The sequence below is a fragment of the Weissella thailandensis genome, assembly GCF_001932615.1.
Taxonomy (GTDB): domain Bacteria; phylum Bacillota; class Bacilli; order Lactobacillales; family Lactobacillaceae; genus Weissella; species Weissella thailandensis.
The window spans coordinates 1,321,094-1,341,460 of the sequence record NZ_CP014332.1 but is presented as its reverse complement, the minus strand read 5'-3'; the positions used below and the strand labels follow the sequence as shown (position 1 = coordinate 1,341,460).

At 40.1% G+C, this 20,367-nt stretch carries 14 protein-coding genes, 2 tRNA genes and 3 rRNA genes; 17 read left to right on the top strand and 2 right to left on the bottom strand.

The annotated features are described in order from the left end of the window. Positions 1 to 204: 204 nt before the first annotated feature. The gene (locus FOL01_RS11475; protein WP_257787091.1) at positions 205 to 336 is read right to left on the bottom strand and encodes a hypothetical protein; all 132 of its coding nucleotides are present in this window, start codon (positions 334 to 336) and stop codon (positions 205 to 207) included. A 122-nt stretch (positions 337 to 458) separates the two neighbouring features. On the opposite strand from FOL01_RS11475, the gene uvrC reads away from it, so the two are divergent. From uvrC to FOL01_RS06570, 4 genes are all read left to right on the top strand, one after another. Beyond that, complete coding sequence (gene uvrC, locus FOL01_RS06585) at positions 459 to 2,252, top strand: excinuclease ABC subunit UvrC (protein WP_075269890.1); 1,794 nt, start codon at positions 459 to 461, stop codon at positions 2,250 to 2,252. A 93-nt stretch (positions 2,253 to 2,345) separates the two neighbouring features. Further along, a complete protein-coding gene (obgE, locus tag FOL01_RS06580) occupies positions 2,346 to 3,656 on the top strand; it encodes a GTPase ObgE (protein ID WP_075269889.1) in 1,311 nt (436 codons plus the stop codon). Between the two features lie 90 nt (positions 3,657 to 3,746). Next, positions 3,747 to 4,448, top strand: coding sequence for a YigZ family protein (locus FOL01_RS06575; protein ID WP_075269888.1), 702 nt, complete (start codon positions 3,747 to 3,749; stop codon positions 4,446 to 4,448). A gap of 78 nt (positions 4,449 to 4,526) precedes the next feature. Continuing rightward, complete coding sequence (locus FOL01_RS06570) at positions 4,527 to 5,141, top strand: DUF1361 domain-containing protein (RefSeq protein WP_075269887.1); 615 nt, start codon at positions 4,527 to 4,529, stop codon at positions 5,139 to 5,141. 67 nt (positions 5,142 to 5,208) lie between these two features. Here FOL01_RS06570 and FOL01_RS06565 read toward each other — a convergent pair whose 3' ends face one another. Next, the gene (locus FOL01_RS06565; RefSeq protein ID WP_075269886.1) at positions 5,209 to 6,438 is read right to left on the bottom strand and encodes a multidrug efflux MFS transporter; all 1,230 of its coding nucleotides are present in this window, start codon (positions 6,436 to 6,438) and stop codon (positions 5,209 to 5,211) included. 393 nt (positions 6,439 to 6,831) lie between these two features. On the opposite strand from FOL01_RS06565, the gene ruvA reads away from it, so the two are divergent. The 13 genes from ruvA (at position 6,832) to FOL01_RS06500 (ending at position 20,266) form a co-directional block, all read left to right on the top strand. Continuing rightward, positions 6,832 to 7,419, top strand: a complete 588-nt coding sequence (ruvA, locus tag FOL01_RS06560; protein ID WP_075269885.1) for a Holliday junction branch migration protein RuvA — start codon at positions 6,832 to 6,834, stop codon at positions 7,417 to 7,419. 17 nt (positions 7,420 to 7,436) lie between these two features. Then, positions 7,437 to 8,444 (top strand): Holliday junction branch migration DNA helicase RuvB, encoded by a 1,008-nt coding sequence (gene ruvB, locus FOL01_RS06555; protein WP_075269884.1) that lies wholly within the window; start codon positions 7,437 to 7,439, stop codon positions 8,442 to 8,444. 16 nt (positions 8,445 to 8,460) lie between these two features. Then, positions 8,461 to 9,507, top strand: coding sequence for a tRNA preQ1(34) S-adenosylmethionine ribosyltransferase-isomerase QueA (gene queA, locus FOL01_RS06550; protein WP_075269883.1), 1,047 nt, complete (start codon positions 8,461 to 8,463; stop codon positions 9,505 to 9,507). A gap of 101 nt (positions 9,508 to 9,608) precedes the next feature. Next, positions 9,609 to 9,680, top strand: a tRNA-Gly gene (locus FOL01_RS06545). Between the two features lie 178 nt (positions 9,681 to 9,858). After that, positions 9,859 to 11,432: ribosomal RNA gene (locus FOL01_RS06540) — 16S ribosomal RNA — on the top strand. 249 nt (positions 11,433 to 11,681) lie between these two features. Further along, positions 11,682 to 14,598, top strand: a 23S ribosomal RNA gene (locus FOL01_RS06535). A 79-nt stretch (positions 14,599 to 14,677) separates the two neighbouring features. Then, positions 14,678 to 14,794: ribosomal RNA gene (gene rrf / locus FOL01_RS06530) — 5S ribosomal RNA — on the top strand. Together the 16S, 23S and 5S rRNA genes with 2 tRNA genes alongside form the textbook arrangement of a ribosomal RNA operon. 6 nt (positions 14,795 to 14,800) lie before the next feature. Continuing rightward, positions 14,801 to 14,873 (top strand) — tRNA-Val (locus FOL01_RS06525). Positions 14,874 to 15,044: 171 nt separating this feature from the next. After that, positions 15,045 to 16,190, top strand: coding sequence for a tRNA guanosine(34) transglycosylase Tgt (gene tgt, locus FOL01_RS06520; protein WP_075269882.1), 1,146 nt, complete (start codon positions 15,045 to 15,047; stop codon positions 16,188 to 16,190). Between the two features lie 35 nt (positions 16,191 to 16,225). After that, a complete protein-coding gene (gene yajC, locus FOL01_RS06515) occupies positions 16,226 to 16,600 on the top strand; it encodes a preprotein translocase subunit YajC (RefSeq protein WP_075269881.1) in 375 nt (124 codons plus the stop codon). Between the two features lie 136 nt (positions 16,601 to 16,736). After that, a complete protein-coding gene (gene dinB / locus FOL01_RS06510) occupies positions 16,737 to 17,852 on the top strand; it encodes a DNA polymerase IV (protein ID WP_075269880.1) in 1,116 nt (371 codons plus the stop codon). 105 nt (positions 17,853 to 17,957) lie between these two features. Beyond that, positions 17,958 to 18,908, top strand: a complete 951-nt coding sequence (locus tag FOL01_RS06505) for a DHH family phosphoesterase (protein WP_075269879.1) — start codon at positions 17,958 to 17,960, stop codon at positions 18,906 to 18,908. Then, positions 18,908 to 20,266 (top strand): DEAD/DEAH box helicase, encoded by a 1,359-nt coding sequence (locus FOL01_RS06500; RefSeq protein WP_075269878.1) that lies wholly within the window; start codon positions 18,908 to 18,910, stop codon positions 20,264 to 20,266. The genes FOL01_RS06505 and FOL01_RS06500 overlap by 1 nt, the downstream gene beginning before the upstream one ends. Positions 20,267 to 20,367: the final 101 nt, after the last annotated feature.

The following is a 20,367-nucleotide window of genomic DNA, read 5'->3' as shown; positions in this document are numbered from 1 at the left end:
GTAGCATAGGGTTGTTATGATGTAGAGGTGAATACTCATAGTTATTATTGTATAAAGTATGTAGCAATAAAGAAAAGACAGCGAGACAAAAGACGTTTGTTATATTCAGGCGTTAACTTTTGGTACGCGTTTATGTTTAAAATTTTTCAAATTCTAGACATAAAAGAGACTGGAACATCTTTTGTTCCAGTCTCTTGGTTAAACTTATTTTTCTTCTTCCTCATTTTGTTGATTGCCGAGGAAACGATCTTTATTTTTGTCGTTTAAATCAGGGATATCAAAAACTTCGTCAACTTGACGAGCTAATTCATCATTTCTTTTGGTTTGTAGTGACATGTCAAGAACCTCCTATATAATAGTTAGCACTATTATAGCATGTTTAATTAAAATTTGGTTAAATAAGAAAAATTGTTGAAAACATGGCGAATTGTCAGCTGATAGTTAAGGAAGGCATCTAGATGGCATCAGAACATATTGAACAGAAATTAGCTTTATTACCTGACTTACCAGGATCATATCAAATGAAAGATAAAGATGGGAAAATTATTTACGTTGGTAAGGCTAAAAATTTAAAAAATAGAGTCCGTTCTTATTTTAAAAGTGAACACTCTGGAAAAACTGAACAACTGGTCGCTAATATCGCCGACTTTGATTTTATTGTGACAAGTTCTGAAAAAGAATCATTGTTGCTAGAAATTACGCTAATTCAGAAATACCAGCCTTATTATAATATTAGGTTAAAACGTGGGACTGGCTATCCTTATATTAAGATAACTAATGAACGTGATCCGCAAATCCAATTAGCAAACGAAGTGGCTGATGATGGTGCTCATTATTTTGGACCCTATCCGAATGTTTATGCTGCACAGGAGACCTTGCACTTTTTGCAAAAAGTTTATCCTTTACGACGTTGTCATGGGTTTCAAGGACGGCCATGTTTGTACGCTAATATTGGACAGTGTTTAGGTGCTTGTTACAAAGTAGTGCCGGAAAAAGAATATAGTGATCAGATAAAGAAAATAAAGCGTTTCTTAGATGGTGATACTAAAGTTGTCACCAAAATGTTACAAGAAAAAATGGCTGATGCGGCGGCAAATTTGTCTTATGAACGCGCAGCTGACTTAAGAGACCAATTAAAATTTATTGAAGCAACTGTTGAAAAGCAAAAAATTATTTCACGTGATGGTACGCCCAGAGATATCTTTAATTTTTATATGGATAAAGGATGGTTATCAGTCCAGGTTTTCTTCATTAGGCAAGCCCGTTTAATGAAACGAGAAAAACGTCTATTCGCTATTGTTGGTTCAGCACAAGAAGAATTGACAAGTTTTATTTTGCAATTTTACAATCGGCGGAACGCTGTGTTGCCAAAAGAAATCTTGGTACCGGCAGGTGTTGATAAAGAGGCTATTTCGCAGGTGTTTGATGTGCCAGTACGTACGCCGCAACGTGGTGAAAAGCGCGCATTGTTTGAATTAGCAGGGAAGAATGCCAAAATTGTTTTGGATGAAAAATTCCGCCTCCTAGAGATGAACGAGTCAAAAACCAGTGGTGCAATGCAAGAAATTGCTGATGCGTTGAATATTCCAGAGATTCATCGCATTGAGGCTTTTGACCATTCTCATTTACAAGGAACAGCGATGGTTTCTGCGATGGTTGTCTTTGAAGATGGTGTGCCAAACAAAAACAAGTATCGTAAGTATAAAAACAAAACGACTGAGCACGCTGATGAACATGCTGAAACGATGGAAGTCATTCGGCGACGGTATACAAGATTATTGAAAGAACATGAGGAAATGCCAGATCTTATTTTAATGGATGGTGGCGTTATTCAATTAAATGCGGCTCGAGAGGTTATCGAGGATGAATTAGGTCTTGATATTCCGGTAGCAGCTATGGTAAAAAATGATCAGCATAAGACTGCTGACTTGTTAAAGGAAGAAGGGGCGGCTCATGTCCACCTTGATCCAAATTCACAAGGTTTCTATTTATTACAACGGATACAGGATGAAGTTCATCGATTTGTTATTACATTTCATCGTCAATTACGTTCTAAAAGTTCATTAGGTTCAAGATTAGATGGTATTGCTGGGGTTGGCCCCAAGACACGCCAAAAATTATTAACAAAGTTCGGCTCAATGAATAAAATGGCGAACGCCTCATTAGATGATTTAAAACAATTGGGGATATCAGAAAAGGTTGCCAATAATATACGCATATCATTGGCAGCGATGCAAAATCATGACGACTAAAGGTAGTCAAACCTGAGAAAGTGCTGTAAAATGTAACACGACAGTTTACAGTTGGCTACAAGGCAGCTAAAAAAGAAAGTGAGGTCATGAACGATGGCGTTTGTCGACCAAGTAAAAATATTTGTTAAAGCAGGAAAAGGTGGGGATGGTGCAGTTTCATTCCGCCACGAAAAATATATTGATATGGGAGGTCCTTTCGGTGGAGATGGTGGCCATGGTGGATCAGTCATCATGGTTGTTGATGAGGGGCTTCGTACGCTGATGGATTTCCGTTATCAGCACCACTTTAAGGCGCAAGTTGGTGGTAATGGTGCTACCAAGGGGATGACAGGAAAATCAGCAGAAGATTTAGTTATTAAAGTCCCACAAGGAACAACGATTACAAACACGGAAACTGATGCAGTCATTGGTGATTTGACTGAAAAAGGGCAACGGTTAGTTATTGCCCAAGGTGGCCGTGGTGGTCGTGGTAATATTCGGTTTGCTTCATCGAAAAACCCCGCTCCTGAGATTGCTGAAAATGGTGAACCAGGTGAAGAATTAGATATTTCATTAGAATTGAAAGTATTGGCAGATGTGGGGCTAGTTGGCTTCCCTTCAGTTGGAAAATCAACGTTATTATCAGTCGTAACAGCAGCAAAGCCAAAGGTGGCAGCTTATCATTTCACTACCTTAGTGCCTAACCTAGGTATGGTACGTTTAGATGATGGGCGTGATTTTGTTATGGCTGACTTACCTGGGTTGATTGAAGGAGCTTCGGATGGTGTCGGATTAGGAATCCAATTCTTACGTCATGTTGAACGAACTAGAGTTATTTTGCATATGATTGATATGTCAGGTGTTGATCCGGAACAGGATCCTTACGATAATTATATAAAAATCAATCAAGAATTAGCAGCCTACGATCCAGCATTATTAGAGCGTCCACAAATTGTTGTACCAACTAAGATGGATATGCCGGACGCTCAAACTGCTCTTGAAATGTTTGAAGAGCAACTTCGTAAAGATGATAGTGTACCTGATAATATTGAAATCATGCCAATTTCATCATTATCACGTGAAGGTTTGGAGCCTTTGTTACGTCGTACAGCTGACTTGTTGGATGAGACACCTGCCTTTATACCAAAGGGCATGGTAGCAACTGATGATGAACAAGCAAATTATGAATTTGAGGGACGTGAGCAACCATTCGAATTATCACAAGATGAGTATGGTACTTGGATTCTATCTGGTGATGAAATTGAACGATTGTTTAAGCGTACAAATACAAACTTTACAGAATCATTAATGCGTTTTGCACGTCAAATTAGGTTTATGGGTGTTGATAAGGCTCTCCATGAAGCTGGTGCGAAGAATGGTGATACTGTACAGATTTTAGATTTCCAATTTGAATACGAAGAGTAAGGTCGATTAAATATTTGGAAATTTTATAGCTCGTTTATTTTCGGTAAAGCTGAGAATAAACGAGTTTTATTAATTAAAAAGGAGGATAATATGGCGGGAAATCAGGTTGAACACGTTGAAGAGTTGGGAAAATATATCACAATTGCTAAGCAACAGATAACCTGGGAGCAAGTTATCAAAAAGTCTCGGTTTATTGTAAATATCGCGCGTGTGTCAAATGAAGAAGAAGCGAAACAATTTATCGATAGTATTAGTTTGACCCATCGTAAGGCAACACATAATGTTTGGGCATATCTATTAGGCGATCGTAATGAAATACAACGATATTCTGATAATGGTGAGCCGGCCGGCACAGCTGGTGTACCGATGTTAGAAGTTTTAAAAAATAATGCTATTCGTGATGTTGCCGTGGTTGTAACGCGTTATTTTGGTGGTATTAAGCTTGGTGCCGGTGGACTTGTTAGAGCTTATGCAGGAACTGTTGTTGGCGGTGTTGAAGCGAGCGGCTTGATTGAACGGATTCAGCGACATGAAGTACGTTTACAAATTGCTTATAAGCAATTTGATCCGCTGAAATATTGGTTAGGGCAGAATGATTATCAAGTTTTAGATACAGCCTATGCGACTGATGTAACGCTGACTGTTGCGGTTGCTGATTCAGAAATGACGGCATTTAAGCAGGCAGTTACTGACGAAATGGCTGGTCAGGTGCAGATTGTTGTTGGGGATATTAATTGGTATGAAATACCATATACGAATAAAGTTCATGCAAAAACTGAAACGCTTAAATAAGTTATTTTTATGATGCATTTATCGTACGTCCTGTAAAATGTTTTTATCAGGTTAAGAAACAAAGTATTGGAAGAAAAAATGAAAACGGATATTATCAGGGTGCACGTCGTTATTTTAGGCATGCTTTTGGTCATTTGGTTGGTACCAACCAACTATAATTTTTTAATTTGGAATATATTTTTAGCATTGATACCATTTGATTTAGCCTTATTAATTCGCTATGCCAAGAAGCATCGTCTTGTAAAGGGGTTAATAACACTGGGTTGGTTAGCATTTTTTCCAAATGCCATGTATATGGTGACCGATTTTAGTCATTTGTCATCGATTGGTACCGGATTAATGACTGAAACCCAATTTTTTAATTATGCTATTTTAGCAGTGGGTGTATTAACTGGGTTAATATTAGGAATTGCTTCAGCACACATTGTTGGTCGGGTCTATTGTCAAAAATCTTCAACCCTTTGGACGATATTATTTTATATGATTTTGTCTTTTGTTTCGGCATATGGTATTTACCTAGGTCGGTTTTTGCGTATTAATTCATGGGAAATTGTTAGTGATCCACAAAAAGTTATTAAACTATTTACGGCCTCTATATCAATGCATAGTTTGGTATTTGTTATTTCATTTGGGGCGCTACAATTTGCGCTATTAGTGTTATATCACATGGTTCGTCGTATAAATGTTGATTAAAAAAAGCCTTGGTGTTTTTCATTGCTAGTTATGTTGCTAACTAGTTGAAAAGAACATCAAGGTTTTTTTATAAATTAAGTGAATCATCATTTTTTAATGATTTAGTACGATAAAAGAATAGTACAGCATTCACGACTATCAAGAGGGCACTTGCAATGAAGATACCTCTATAATCGAAAAACATTGCAACAATTGTTCCCATTATTGGTCCAGCAACCGATCCTAATGATTGGAATGATTGATTGTATGCAAAGATACGTGAAGTAATCTGCGATGGCGTTGTTTTAGATATTAGTGTTTGAACCGCAGGTAGCATCGTGGCATCGGAAATACCTATCATAAAACGTAAGATGGCTAGTTGCCAAACTGCAGTGACAAATCCTGTGGGTAACATAAATGAAAATGCCAGTGTAAATCCAATTAACATGATACGATGTGTACCAATGCGATCACCTAATCTTCCAAATTTTGGTGCAGCAAGCATGGTTGCAATACCAGGCATGGCAGCAACAACTCCGGCCCAGAATGTGGTACCACTATTGCCGTTATTTAGTTCACGGACAAAAAGGGCAACAATTGGGCTGATGGACTGATTAACGATTTGAATGATAAAGGTTGTTAGAAATAAGCTAATCGTTAACTGGGGGTGCTTTAACTGTTTAAATACTTCTTTGCGTGATAATGATTCGCCAGGTGCAATTGGGGTAAACTCTTCTTTGACCAAGGTAATGACAAGGGTAAATACTAGTAAGAATATAATACCAGTAATAATGAAAGACAAACGATAGCTCACAATTGAAGCAAGAATACCACCGATGAATGGACCAATTAGCTGTCCGCCGGTTACACCAGTGACTAGTGTCCCTAAAGCATAGCCTGATTTGTCTTTTGGGGTTTGGGTAGCAATCATGGCATTTGCATTTGAAATGAAGCCACCACATAGACCTTGTAACGCACGAAAGAAAATAAGTTGCCAAATATTTTGGGCTGCTCCCATTAGGAAAAACACAATAGCCATTCCTAATGATGCACGCAACAACATCAGTTTACGTCCCTTGCTATCAGCTAATTTCCCCCAAAAAGGCGATATAATTGCAGTCATTAAAAAAGTGATAGAAAAAGTTAGTCCACTATAGAATGTTAATTGATTTTTAGTAAAATCACCTAATGTATCTACGTATAGAGACAAAAAAGGCATAACTTCACTAAATCCAATACCAGTCATGAAAACACCAAACCAAAGTACAAACAAGTTTCGGCGCCAAGTAGGCAACTCAGACAATTTTTCTTTTAGCATGATTGTCTCCTGTTGATTTGTTTTTTATAAATAACCATTCTACTCGTTTTGTAGTATTCATGCACGTGATAAAATCTACAACAAAAAAGAACTGGCTATTAACCAGTACTTTTTTGTTGTAGGTTTAATAAGAGATATGTTAATTGAGTAGATTTACTAGGAAAGTAAAAACTCTTCGTCATGTGGGCGACGAAACGACCAAGCAATGAGCGTAGGCTTTCTCGTTACTTATCTTTAAGTCGATAGTTAAATAATAACTAGTAAATGTGAATAAAGTGTGAATATTATTGTACAAAATTTCACATTCTGGAATTTAACAATCACGGTAAATTAAAAATAGCTGGAATTTTTCTGCTATAATGTAAGCAGTGACTTGTAGAATTGGAGAAGAACATGTACGAATATCTAAAAGGTACTATAACAGCAATATTGCCAAGCTATATTGTAATCGACATACAAGGAATTGGTTATCGGGTGTTAGTTGCTAATCCATATACCTTTTCTTTGAATGACACAATGACTGTTTACGTTGAACAGATAATTCGTGACAACGAACAAGCTTTATATGGCTTTTCAAATAAAGAAGATAAAGATTTATTTCAAAAATTATTGAACGTTTCAGGTATTGGGCCTAAATCGGCTTTGGCAATTTTGGCAAACAGTGACCATACAGGGCTAATTAATGCCATTATGCAAAATGACATTAGCTTTTTAACAAAGTTTCCCGGTATTGGTAAAAAGACAGCGCAACAAATTGTTTTAGATTTGCAAAATAAGCTTGCTGATTTGACATTGTCAGTTGAGCATAATGATCCGCTGCCAGCAGATGGGGAAAATTCAGCATTAGTTGATGCTTTATTAGCCTTAGAGGCTTTAGGATATGCAAAGAAGGATACGAAACGTGTTGAAAAAGAATTAACAAAACAAACAAACTTATCTACTGCAGAATACGTGAGTGCAGGCTTGAAATTATTGCAGTAAGGTTTTGGGGGAAATAAATGGCAGAGGACTTTTTACATGATATGTCTACTGACACTGGTGAACAGTCGATTGAACAAACGTTACGTCCCAGTACATTGCAGCAGTATATTGGTCAAGAAGATTTAAAACAAAGATTGCAGGTATATATTGAGGCGGCAAAACAACGTTCAGAACCATTGGATCATATGTTATTATATGGTCCACCAGGATTAGGGAAGACAACCTTAGCAATGGTTGTGGCTCACGAAATGGGAGTCAATTTGCGGACAACATCTGGTCCAGCGATTGAAAAGTCTGGTGATTTACTGGCATTGTTAAATGAACTTGCTCCAGGCGATGTTTTATTTATTGATGAAATCCATCGTCTGCCTAAGCAAGTTGAAGAGATGTTATATTCAGCAATGGAAGATTTTTATGTTGACATTATTGCTGGCGAAGGTCCTAATGCGCACCCGATTCATTTTCCATTACCACCCTTTACGTTGATTGGTGCGACGACCCGGGCAGGAATGTTATCGCAACCCTTACGTGATCGTTTTGGCATTGTTGAACATATGGCATATTACACGGCAACTGAATTATCAGAGATTATTAAACGTTCAGCCGATATATTTAATATTGAAGTTGCTGATGAGGGTGCTTATGAACTTGCGCGACGATCACGAGGAACACCACGAATAGCAAATCGTTTATTGCGACGCGTTCGTGATTTTACAACTGTGAAAGGCTTGCAAATAATTAACGATGAAATGGTTAATTTTTCACTCGCCTTATTGCAAATAGATGGCATGGGACTTGATGAGGTAGATCATAAGATTTTAGAGACAATGATCAAATTTTACCAAGGGGGCCCAGTCGGCGTTGGTACAATTGCGGCTAATATTGGTGAAGAAATTGATACGATTGAATCGGTTTATGAGCCATATTTATTACAAATTGGCTTTTTACAGCGAACACCACGAGGGCGAGTGGTTACTTTAGCAGCATATGAACACTTACAATTACCATTACCTGATAAAAAATAGTTAGGAGTAAAGATAAATGACGGAAACATATACTAGTTTAAATGACTTTGATTATGATTTGCCACATGAATTAATTGCACAAACACCATTGGAGAAACGTGATGGTTCACGTTTATTAGAACTAAATGCAGATACTGGAGAATTACATGATCGTCATTTTTATGACATCATTGACTATTTGAATCCGGGTGATGCCTTAGTCATGAATAATTCACGTGTTTTGCCAGCACGACTTTATGGTGTACGACCAGAAACCGGTGGTCATGTTGAGGTCTTATTACTTCGTCAAGATCAAGATGATGTTTGGGAGACTCTTGTGAAACCGGCACGTAAATATCCAGTTGGTCAAAAAATAGTTTTTGGTGATGGACGATTGACTGCGGAAGTGACAGAGGAGCTAGAACACGGTGGTCGTATGATTAAGTTCCATTATGATGGTATTTTTTTGGAGATTCTAGAAGAACTAGGAGAAATGCCATTACCACCATATATTAAAGAGAAGCTGGAAGATCAAGAACGATACCAGACGGTTTATTCAAAGGTTAATGGTTCAGCTGCTGCACCAACTGCAGGATTGCATTGGACGCCTGAATTGTTGCAAAAAGTGGCTGATAAAGGGATTAAACTGATTGAGCTGACTTTACATGTTGGTTTAGGTACGTTTAGACCAGTTGAAGAAGACAATATTGATGATCATAAAATGCATTCCGAATTTTATCAATTAAGTGAAGAAGCTGCACAGACATTGAACGAGGTTCGTGCTAATGGTGGCCGAATTGTCGCAACAGGAACGACATCAATTCGTACGCTTGAAACGATAGGTGCGAAGTTTGACGGTACATTACATGCAGATTCTGGTTGGACGGATATATTTATCAAGCCAGGATTTAAGTGGCAAGTTGTGGATGCGTTTATTACTAACTTCCATTTACCTAAGTCAACCTTAGTGATGTTAGTGGCTGCTTTTACAGGTCGTGATAATATTTTAAATGCTTATAAGCATGCTGTAACTGAAAAATATCGCTTTTTCAGTTTCGGGGATGCAATGTTTATTCACCATTAAGGATAGACATAGAAGATAAATTAATTTAAATAACAAAAGTGTTGACTTTGTCAGAACAAATGTGTATTATAAATATTGTTGTTGATACGGATAAACACTTTGCGGATGTAGTACAACGGCTAGTGCTCCAGCCTTCCAAGCTGGGAATGCGGGTTCGATTCCCGTCGTCCGCTTCACGTCTTTATTGACGTGATGTTGATCATTGAAAACTGAATATCGTTTCGATGAAACAAATGTGTAGGGTCATCAAGTAATTTACTTGATACAAAACATTTGTGAAGTCAATTCACTAATAAATTCGTTTAACTTCTGTTAAACAAATAACAACAAATTGAGTTATACTCAAACTTTTAAAATGAGAGTTTGATCCTGGCTCAGGATGAACGCTGGCGGCGTGCCTAATACATGCAAGTCGAACGCTTTGTCTTTAATTGATCTGACGAGCTTGCTCTGATGTGATTTTCTTGACAAAGAGTGGCGAACGGGTGAGTAACACGTGGGTAACCTACCTCTTAGCAGGGGATAACATTTGGAAACAAGTGCTAATACCGTATAATATTAACAACCGCATGGTTGTTAATTGAAAGATGGTTCTGCTATCACTAAGAGATGGACCCGCGGTGCATTAGCTAGTTGGTAAGGTAATGGCTTACCAAGGCGATGATGCGTAGCCGAGTTGAGAGACTGATCGGCCACAATGGGACTGAGACACGGCCCATACTCCTACGGGAGGCAGCAGTAGGGAATCTTCCACAATGGGCGCAAGCCTGATGGAGCAACGCCGCGTGTGTGATGAAGGGTTTCGGCTCGTAAAACACTGTTATAAGAGAAGAACGACATTGAGAGTAACTGTTCAGTGTGTGACGGTATCTTATCAGAAAGGAACGGCTAAATACGTGCCAGCAGCCGCGGTAATACGTATGTTCCAAGCGTTATCCGGATTTATTGGGCGTAAAGCGAGCGCAGACGGCTATTTAAGTCTGAAGTGAAAGCCCTCAGCTCAACTGAGGAAGGGCTTTGGAAACTGGATAACTTGAGTGCAGTAGAGGAAAGTGGAACTCCATGTGTAGCGGTGAAATGCGTAGATATATGGAAGAACACCGGTGGCGAAAGCGGCTTTCTGGACTGTAACTGACGTTGAGGCTCGAAAGTGTGGGTAGCAAACAGGATTAGATACCCTGGTAGTCCACACCGTAAACGATGAGTGCTAGATGTTCGAGGGTTTCCGCCCTTGAGTGTCGCAGCTAACGCATTAAGCACTCCGCCTGGGGAGTACGACCGCAAGGTTGAAACTCAAAGGAATTGACGGGGACCCGCACAAGCGGTGGAGCATGTGGTTTAATTCGAAGCAACGCGAAGAACCTTACCAGGTCTTGACATCCCTTGCAAATCCTAGAAATAGGATGTTCCCTTCGGGGACAAGGTGACAGGTGGTGCATGGTTGTCGTCAGCTCGTGTCGTGAGATGTTGGGTTAAGTCCCGCAACGAGCGCAACCCTTATTATTAGTTGCCAGCATTCAGTTGGGCACTCTAGTGAGACTGCCGGTGACAAACCGGAGGAAGGTGGGGATGACGTCAAATCATCATGCCCCTTATGACCTGGGCTACACACGTGCTACAATGGCATATACAACGAGTCGCTAACCCGCGAGGGTACGCTAATCTCTTAAAGTATGTCTCAGTTCGGATTGTAGGCTGCAACTCGCCTACATGAAGTCGGAATCGCTAGTAATCGCGGATCAGCACGCCGCGGTGAATACGTTCCCGGGTCTTGTACACACCGCCCGTCACACCATGAGAGTTTGTAACACCCAAAGCCGGTGCGGTAACCTTTTAGGAGCCAACCGTCTAAGGTGGGACAGATGATTAGGGTGAAGTCGTAACAAGGTAGCCGTAGGAGAACCTGCGGCTGGATCACCTCCTTTCTAAGGAAAATCGGAATCCTACACATTCGTCGAAACGATATTTAGTTTTGAGTGGTTAACACTCAGCATTAGTTCTTTGAAAACTGAATCATAATTGTAAATTTTTAAATTCATTTAAATTGATTTTTATCAATTAAATTGAGCCGAAAAAATACACCGCGTAATTTTTTGAGTTTTTTAAATAAGTTTAAAATCGCTTGTGGCCATTGAGTCACAATACTCAAACGAAATCATCAACGTAAGTTGATCGGTTAAGTTATTAAGGGCGCATGGTGAATGCCTTGGCACTAGGAGCCGATGAAGGACGGGACTAACACCGATATGCCTCGGGGAGCTGTAAGTAAGCTTTGATCCGGGGATTTCCAAATGGGGGAACCCAACTTGTTATGCAAGTTATCGTTTTAATGAATACATAGTTAAACGATGGTAGACGTTGTGAACTGAAACATCTCATTAGCAACAGGAGAATAAAGAAAAATCGATTCCGTCAGTAGCGGCGAGCGAACACGGAGAAGCCCAAACCAGAGTGCTTGCACTCTGGGGTTGTAGGACTACCGTTGTGGAGTTACAAATTTGTTTATTAGCAGAATCAGCTGGGAAGCTGAGCGACACTGGGTGATAGCCCCGTATGCGAAAGTAAGCAAACTCCCGTGTAGGATCCTGAGTACGGCTGGACACGTGAAATCCAGTTGGAAACTGCGAGGACCATCTCGTAAGGCTAAATACTCCCTAGTGACCGATAGTGAACCAGTACCGTGAGGGAAAGGTGAAAAGCACCCCGGAAGGGGAGTGAAAAAGTTCCTGAAACCATGTGCCTACAACAAGTTAGAGCCCGTTAATGGGTGATAGCGTGCCTTTTGTAGAATGAACCGGCGAGTTACGATAACATGCAAGGTTAAGGTGGAAAGACCGGAGCCGTAGCGAAAGCGAGTCTGAAATGGGCGACTGAGTATGTTGTTGTAGACCCGAAACCAGGTGACCTACCCATGTCCAGGGTGAAGGTGTGGTAAAACGCACTGGAGGCCCGAACCCATACATGTTGAAAAATGTTGGGATGAGGTGTGGGTAGCGGTGAAATTCCAATCGAACTTGGAGATAGCTGGTTCTCTCCGAAATAGCTTTAGGGCTAGCCTCGGAAGAAAGCGTGTTGGAGGTAGAGCACTGTTTTGGTGCGGGGCCCATCTCGGGTTACTAAACTAAGATAAACTCCGAATGCCAATCACGTATGTCCGGGAGTCAGACAGTGAGTGATAAGATCCATTGTCGAAAGGGGAACAGCCCAGATCGTCAGTTAAGGTCCCTAAGTGTGTGTTAAGTGGAAAAGGATGTGAAGTTGCATAGACAACTAGGATGTTGGCTCAGAAGCAGCCACCATTTAAAGAGTGCGTAATAGCTCACTAGTCGAGTGATTTTGCGCCGAAAATGTACCGGGGCTAAACACACCACCGAAACTACGGGTGCCACGTAAGTGGCGCGATAGGAGAGCGTTCTAAGCGCAATGAAGTCAGACCGTGAGGACTGGTGGAGCGCTTAGAAGTGAGAATGCCGGTATGAGTAGCGAAAGACAGGTGAGAATCCTGTCCACCATATGACTAAGGTTTCCTGGGGAAGGCTCGTCCTCCCAGGGTTAGTCGGGACCTAAGGCGAGGCCGAAAGGCGTAGTCGATGGCTAACAGGTTGAGATTCCTGTACCAGGTGAACATGTTTGAACGATGGAGGGACGCAGAAGGCTAACGGATCCCAGCTGCTGGAAATGCTGGGCCAAGCAATAAGTCTTAGTGTGAGTTAAATGCTTGCACTTATACGGACAAGTTGTGATGGGGACCGAAATAAAGTAGGGAAGTCTGTGATGTCACGCTGCCGAGAAAAGCTTCTAGTTAGTGTTTACCTGCCCGTACCGCAAACCGACACAGGTAGTCGAGGAGAGCATCCTAAGGTGAGCGAGTGAACTCTCGTTAAGGAACTCGGCAAAATGACCCCGTAACTTCGGGAGAAGGGGTGCTCAGCGCAAGCTGAGCCGCAGTGAATAGGCCCAGGCGACTGTTTATCAAAAACACAGGTTTCTGCAAAATCGTAAGATGACGTATAGGGGCTGACACCTGCCCGGTGCTGGAAGGTTAAAAGGAGTACTTAGTTTCGACGAAGGTACGAATTGAAGCCCCAGTAAACGGCGGCCGTAACTATAACGGTCCTAAGGTAGCGAAATTCCTTGTCGGGTAAGTTCCGACCCGCACGAAAGGTGTAACGATCTGGGCGCTGTCTCAACGAGAGACTCGGTGAAATTTAAAGACCCGTGAAGATGCGGGTTACCCGCGACAGGACGGAAAGACCCCATGGAGCTTTACTGTAGCTTGATATTGAGTGTTTGTGCAGCTTGTACAGCATAGGTAGGAGCCGTAGAAATCGGGACGCTAGTTTCGATGGAGGCAAACGTGGGATACTACCCTCGTTGTATGAACACTCTAACTCACACCACTAAGCGTGGTGGAAGACAGTGTCTGGCAGGCAGTTTGACTGGGGCGGTCGCCTCCCAAAAAGTAACGGAGGCGCCCAAAGGTTCCCTCAGAATGGTTGGAAATCATTCGCAGAGTGTAAAGGCACAAGGGAGCTTGACTGTGAGACTTACCAGTCGAGCAGGTACGAAAGTAGGGCTTAGTGATCCGGTGGTTCCGCATGGAAGGGCCATCGCTCAACGGACAAAAGCTACCCTGGGGATAACAGGCTTATCTCCCCCAAGAGTCCACATCGACGGGGAGGTTTGGCACCTCGATGTCGGCTCATCGCATCCTGGGGCTGTAGTCGGTCCCAAGGGTTGGGCTGTTCGCCCATTAAAGCGGTACGCGAGCTGGGTTCAGAACGTCGTGAGACAGTTCGGTCCCTATCCGTCGCGGGCGTAGGAAATTTGAGAGGAGCTGCCCTTAGTACGAGAGGACCGGGGTGGACGTACCACTGGTGTATCAGTTGTTCCGCCAGGAGCATCGCTGAGTAGCTATGTACGGATGAGATAAACGCTGAAAGCATCTAAGTGTGAAACTCGCCTCGAGATGAGATTTCCCATTCAGAAATGAAGTAAGACCCCTCAGAGATGATGAGGTAGATAGGCTAGAAGTGGACGTGTGGTGACACATGGAGCGGACTAGTACTAATGGTTCGAGGACTTAACCAAGTAGCAAGTGGTGTAAGGCAAGAAAAAATAAGCAATTATGATTCAGTTTTGAGGGAACTAAGTTCACTCAACAAAAACGTGTCGTGATGATGGCACTGAGGTCACACCTGTTCCCATACCGAACACAGTAGTTAAGCTCAGTAGCGCCAAAAGTAGTTGGAGGATCGCCTCCTGCGAGGATAGGACGTCGCGATGCATTAATGGACGTTTAGCTCAGCTGGGAGAGCACCTGCCTTACAAGCAGGGGGTCACAGGTTCGATCCCTGTAACGTCCATAGTGAATTATGGATACATATTATTTATAAAAAAGTTACCGAGTATTTGGTAACTTTTTTATTTTAAAATCGATATAACGTGGGTAAAACAAAAATCCACCCGTTATGAAACCGATGTTTCTGATATAATGGATACTAGTTTGTTTGTAGAGAATTGAAAGGAAATTTGATATGTCGGATTACGCAGTGAAGTATGAATTGCTTCACGTTGAAAAGCATACAGGTGCACGATTAGGGAAAATTACAACACCGCATGGGGAAGTTATGACCCCAATGTTTATGCCTGTGGGTACACAAGCGACTGTAAAAGGTGTGTCACCACGTGAATTAAAAGAGATTAATTCACAATTCATTTTATCAAATACATATCATTTATGGTTACGACCAGGAGACGAGTTAATTGCTAAAGCTGGTGGTTTGCATAAATTTATGAATTGGGATGGTCCAATCCTAACTGATTCAGGTGGCTTTCAAGTCTGGTCATTATCAGATCATAATCACATTACTGAAGACGGGGTGACCTTTAGAAATCATTTAAATGGTGACGAGATGTTCTTGTCGCCAGAGGTTGCGATGCGAATTCAAAATAATCTTGGCTCAGATGTCATGATGCAACTGGATGAAGCAATTCCTTATTTTGAGACATATGATTATGTTAAAAATTCAGTTGAACGAACATCGAGATGGGCGGAAAGAGCACAAAAGGCTCATAAACGTGAACAAGATCAAGCTTTATTTGGTATTGTTCAAGGGGCAGGTTTCCGTGAATTACGAAAGCAGTCTGCACAGGATTTGGTATCCTTAGATTTACCGGGTTATGCTATTGGGGGCTTGTCAGTTGGTGAGTCAAAACCAGAAATGAATCGTGTACTTGATTTTACTGTACCGTTTCTACCAGAAAATAAGCCACGGTATTTAATGGGGGTAGCTGCTCCAGATTCACTAATCGATGCTGCAATTCGTGGTATTGATATGTTCGATTGTGTGCTACCAACTCGAATTGGTCGTAAGGGAACCTTGATGACTTCAAATGGTCGCATTGTGATTAAGAATGCAAAATATAAAGATGATTTTTCATTAATTGATCCTGAGACTGAAGATTATGGTTCGCAGCATTTTACCAAAGCTTATTTACATCACCTTTTCAAAACAAATGAATTATATGGACAAACAATTGCATCAGTACATAATTTACGTTATTTGCTGAAATTGATGGAAGATGTTCGTCAAGCAATTGCAGAAGACCGTTTACTTGAATTTAGAGAAGAGACTTTACGTAAGTACGGTTATTTTGAGCCAAATGCTAGATTGTTTTAAAATTAGTCAATATACTTAAGGAGTTTAAATTTATTATGAACGCAAATATACTTATTTTAGTTGTATTTATCGCCGCTATGTACTTTATTATGATTCGCCCACAACAAAAGCAACAAAAGAAGCGCCAAGCTATGATTAATAATGTTCAAGCTGGTGCTGAAGTAATTACCATTGGTGGTATGCATGGTACTATTGCAGCAGTTAATAAAGAAGCACATACTTTTGATTTAGATGCAGAAGGTGTGATCTTGGTTTTTGAATTATCAGCTATTCGTCAAGTTGTTAAAGAAGCTAATGCACCAGTTACGACAGAAGAACTAACAGGAGAAGCGCCTGAAGTTAATGAGTCTGAAGCAGATTCTGATGATAATCAGGAAGCTACTGATGCGCAAAAAAGTGAAGAAAAATAAGCTTTATAAGTTGTGAGATGAGTCTTTGAAAAATGCTAGTATTGCTAGTAATATTTTTCAAAGGCTTTTTATATGTAATTTTATAAGAATGTCTTATGATGAAAGTAAATAAGTTTGATTAGTAAGGGGGGATTTCATGGCCAATTTGTTAGAGATACCAATCCATTTGAATACGAATCGGAAAATTTTGCATATTGATATGGATGCTTTTTATGCACAAATTGAAATGCGTGATAATCCTGATTATAAATCAGTGCCGTTAATCTTGGCGAACGATCCTCGTAAAACAGGTGGCCGGGGAGTGGTTGCAACTGCAAACTATTTAGCACGTGAATTAGGAGTTCATTCGGCAATGAGCGCTGCTGAAGCTTTAAGTTTGGCACCACAAGCGGTTTTTGTTACGCCAAATTTTTCTAAATATCGTGACGTTTCTCAGCAACTTCATCAAATTTTTAAACGTTATACCAATAAAATTGAGCCAGTAGCCTTTGATGAAGCTTATTTAGACATTACAGAGAACATACCAAATATAGATGATCCAATTCAGTTGGCCCATGAGTTACAGCAGATTATTTATGAAGAGCTTGGTTTGACGAGTTCAGTGGGCATTTCTTTTAATAAATTTTTAGCAAAATTAGCTTCCGAACATAATAAGCCAAGTGGGTTAACGGTTATCAATCCAGGGGATATTCGTCCGTTTCTAGATATGTTGCCGATTAATGAGATGCGTGGTGTTGGTACTAAAACTGCTGAACAAATGGTGTCGTTAGGTATTCATAACGGTAAGGACTTGTTTAATACAACGCAAAATAAATTGGCCGATACATTCGGGAAAAGTGGTTATATTTTTTATGAGCGAATTAGAGGTGTCGATGATCGTCCGGTTGTTTGGCAACGAGAACGTAAATCGATTGGTAAAGAAAGAACGTATGGCCCATTTTTAGATTCTGAACAAGCAGTGATTGATGAATTAAAAGACTTGTCCGGTAAGTTAGTGAAATCATTGATTAAATCACAGTTACATGGTAAAACGTTGGTGCTAAAAATTCGAGATGATGAATTTCAAACGGCTACTCATCGTGCGACAAGAATCGATTTTTTTCCGAATGACGAAGATGAAATTTATCGTGTTGCACAAGATATTTTGGATGAACTTGGTGGTTATCAAAACCCCATTCGTTTGCTTGGGTTAACAATGACCAATTTGGCAGCACTATCTTTTGAAAATGTCGTATTACCTTTATATGAGTAGGAACTCATGTGATTTTTCTGATATACTTACATATATTGTTGATTCATATATCATTAACACAATTGTTAGTTAATGAAAATTTTTAAATAGAATAGAGATTTGCTTATGACAGCGCAAACAGCAATATTAGCGCAAATAAAGGCTGCACACACAATAATTATTCATCGTCATCAAAGACCAGATCCTGATGCTTTTGGGTCACAATTTGGTTTAGCGGAATTAATAAAAACATCATTTCCTGAGAAACAGGTACATGTTGTTGGTAAAGCGGTACCAAGTATGGCTTGGATGGGCCAAATGGAAAAAATTCCAAATAGTTTATATGATGATGCTTTAGTTATTGTCACTGATACAGCGAACTCACCACGAGTAGATGATCGTCGGTTTGAATATGGTAAGGTATTAGTAAAAATAGACCATCATCCAAACGATGAACCATATGGTGATTATACTTGGGTAATAGAAGATGCCTCATCAACATCAGCGATGATTTTTTCATTTTATCAAGAATTTTCTGATGAACTAAAATTATCGGATAAAGGTGCTGCATTTTTATATTCAGGAATCGTTGGCGATACGGGACGCTTTTTATATGGTACAAGCTCTGAGACAATGAACATTGTTGCTAAGTTGATGAAATTTAATTTTGATTGGGTCAAAATCAACCAGCAAATGGATACAATTTCATTACCAGCCGCCAAAGCATCCGGTTTTGTCTATGAAAATATGATAACGACGTCAAATGGTTTCAACTATATTATTTTAACTAGTGACATTGTTGAAAATTTTAACCTGGGAGATTTTGGTACGGCGTTTATTGTGCCATTACTAGGTAAAGTGAATACGGTCAAAGCATGGGCGGTGTTTGAACAACAAGATGATGGTTATTTCAGGGTAAGATTACGATCACGTGGCATCATTATTAATGAAATTGCCAAGCGACATGGTGGCGGTGGCCATGAATTTGCGGCTGGCGCAAAAGCAAAGAATATAGATGAAATTAATGACATCATTCATGAAACAGATAATTTACTAAAGGAGCAAACAAAAAGATAATGGCGAAATTTACCGATTATAATTTACGGTCAGAGATTTATGAAGCTCTGACGGCATTACATTTTAAAGAACCAACAGCTGTGCAAGCAAAACTTATTCCAGTGATTTTACAGGGACATTCAGTAGTTGGACAGTCACAGACGGGATCAGGGAAGACCCATACTTTTTTAATTCCAATTTTTCAACAATATGATGCTGAAAATCAAAACGTACAGGCAGTTATTACAACACCTTCACGAGAATTAGCACAACAAATCTATGAGGCAGCAAAGCAATTAGGTAGTACTTTTTCAGAATCTGATCAACCACGGATTAGCTTGTATGTTGGTGGAATGGATAAAAGTCGTCAAATTCATCAACTAAAAAATAAGCAGCCACAAATTGTTATTGGAACGCCTGGTCGTATTAAAGACTTATACCAAGCTGGTGAACTAGATATTCATACGGCTAGCACACTAGTCGTAGATGAAGCAGATATGACACTTGATCTAGGTTTTCTACCTGACGTAGATGCGATTGCGAGCGCAATGCCTGAAGATTTGAAAATGCACGTCTTTTCAGCAACGATTCCACAGAAATTACAACCATTTTTGAAAAAATATTTGTCAAATCCTGTCATTGAAGAAATTCCTTCAGAGACAGTGATTGCGCCAACCATTAAAAATATTTTGGTGGGTACAAAGGGTGAATCTAAAGATACTTTAGTTTATAACTTATTAACGATGGGAAACCCATATTTGGCATTAGTTTTTGCAAATACCAAAAAAAGGGCACATGAGTTAACAAAAAGTTTACGTAGTCGTGGCTTAAAAGTTGCTGAAATCCATGGTGGTATTCAACCACGTGAGCGTAAGCGAACGATGCAACAAATTCAACATTTAGATTATCAATATGTCGTTGCTACTGATTTGGCGGCCAGAGGAATTGATATTCCAGGTGTCTCACTAATTATCAATGATGGTATTCCAACAGAGCTAGAGTTCTTTATTCACCGAGTTGGTCGAACAGGCCGAAACGGGATGTCTGGAACAGCTATTACAATCTATAATCCAGATGAAGAAAATCGTGTCCAAATGGTTGAAAATATGGGCGTGAAATTTGAGCCAATGACCTATGCACATGGTGAGTTGAAATCAGGTTATGATCGTCGTCGTCGTCAGAAACGTGCAAAGACAACTGCTAAATTAGATCCAACCATGATTGGTATGGTGAAAAAGAAGAAGAAGCGCGTTAAGCCGGGTTATAAACGACAAATTAAAAATAATATTGCTCGTGATGCAAAATATAAGAAACGCGTTGAAGAGCGTGAGACGTTACGTGCTGCTAAAAAAGCGAAAAAAAGGTCGCACGGTAAATAATCCGTTAATTTATATTTACAAAAATATTTCAAGTTTTAAAAAGTAAGAAAAACATTAACGGATATGATATAATACCCACAAGGACATGTCAGATTATTTCT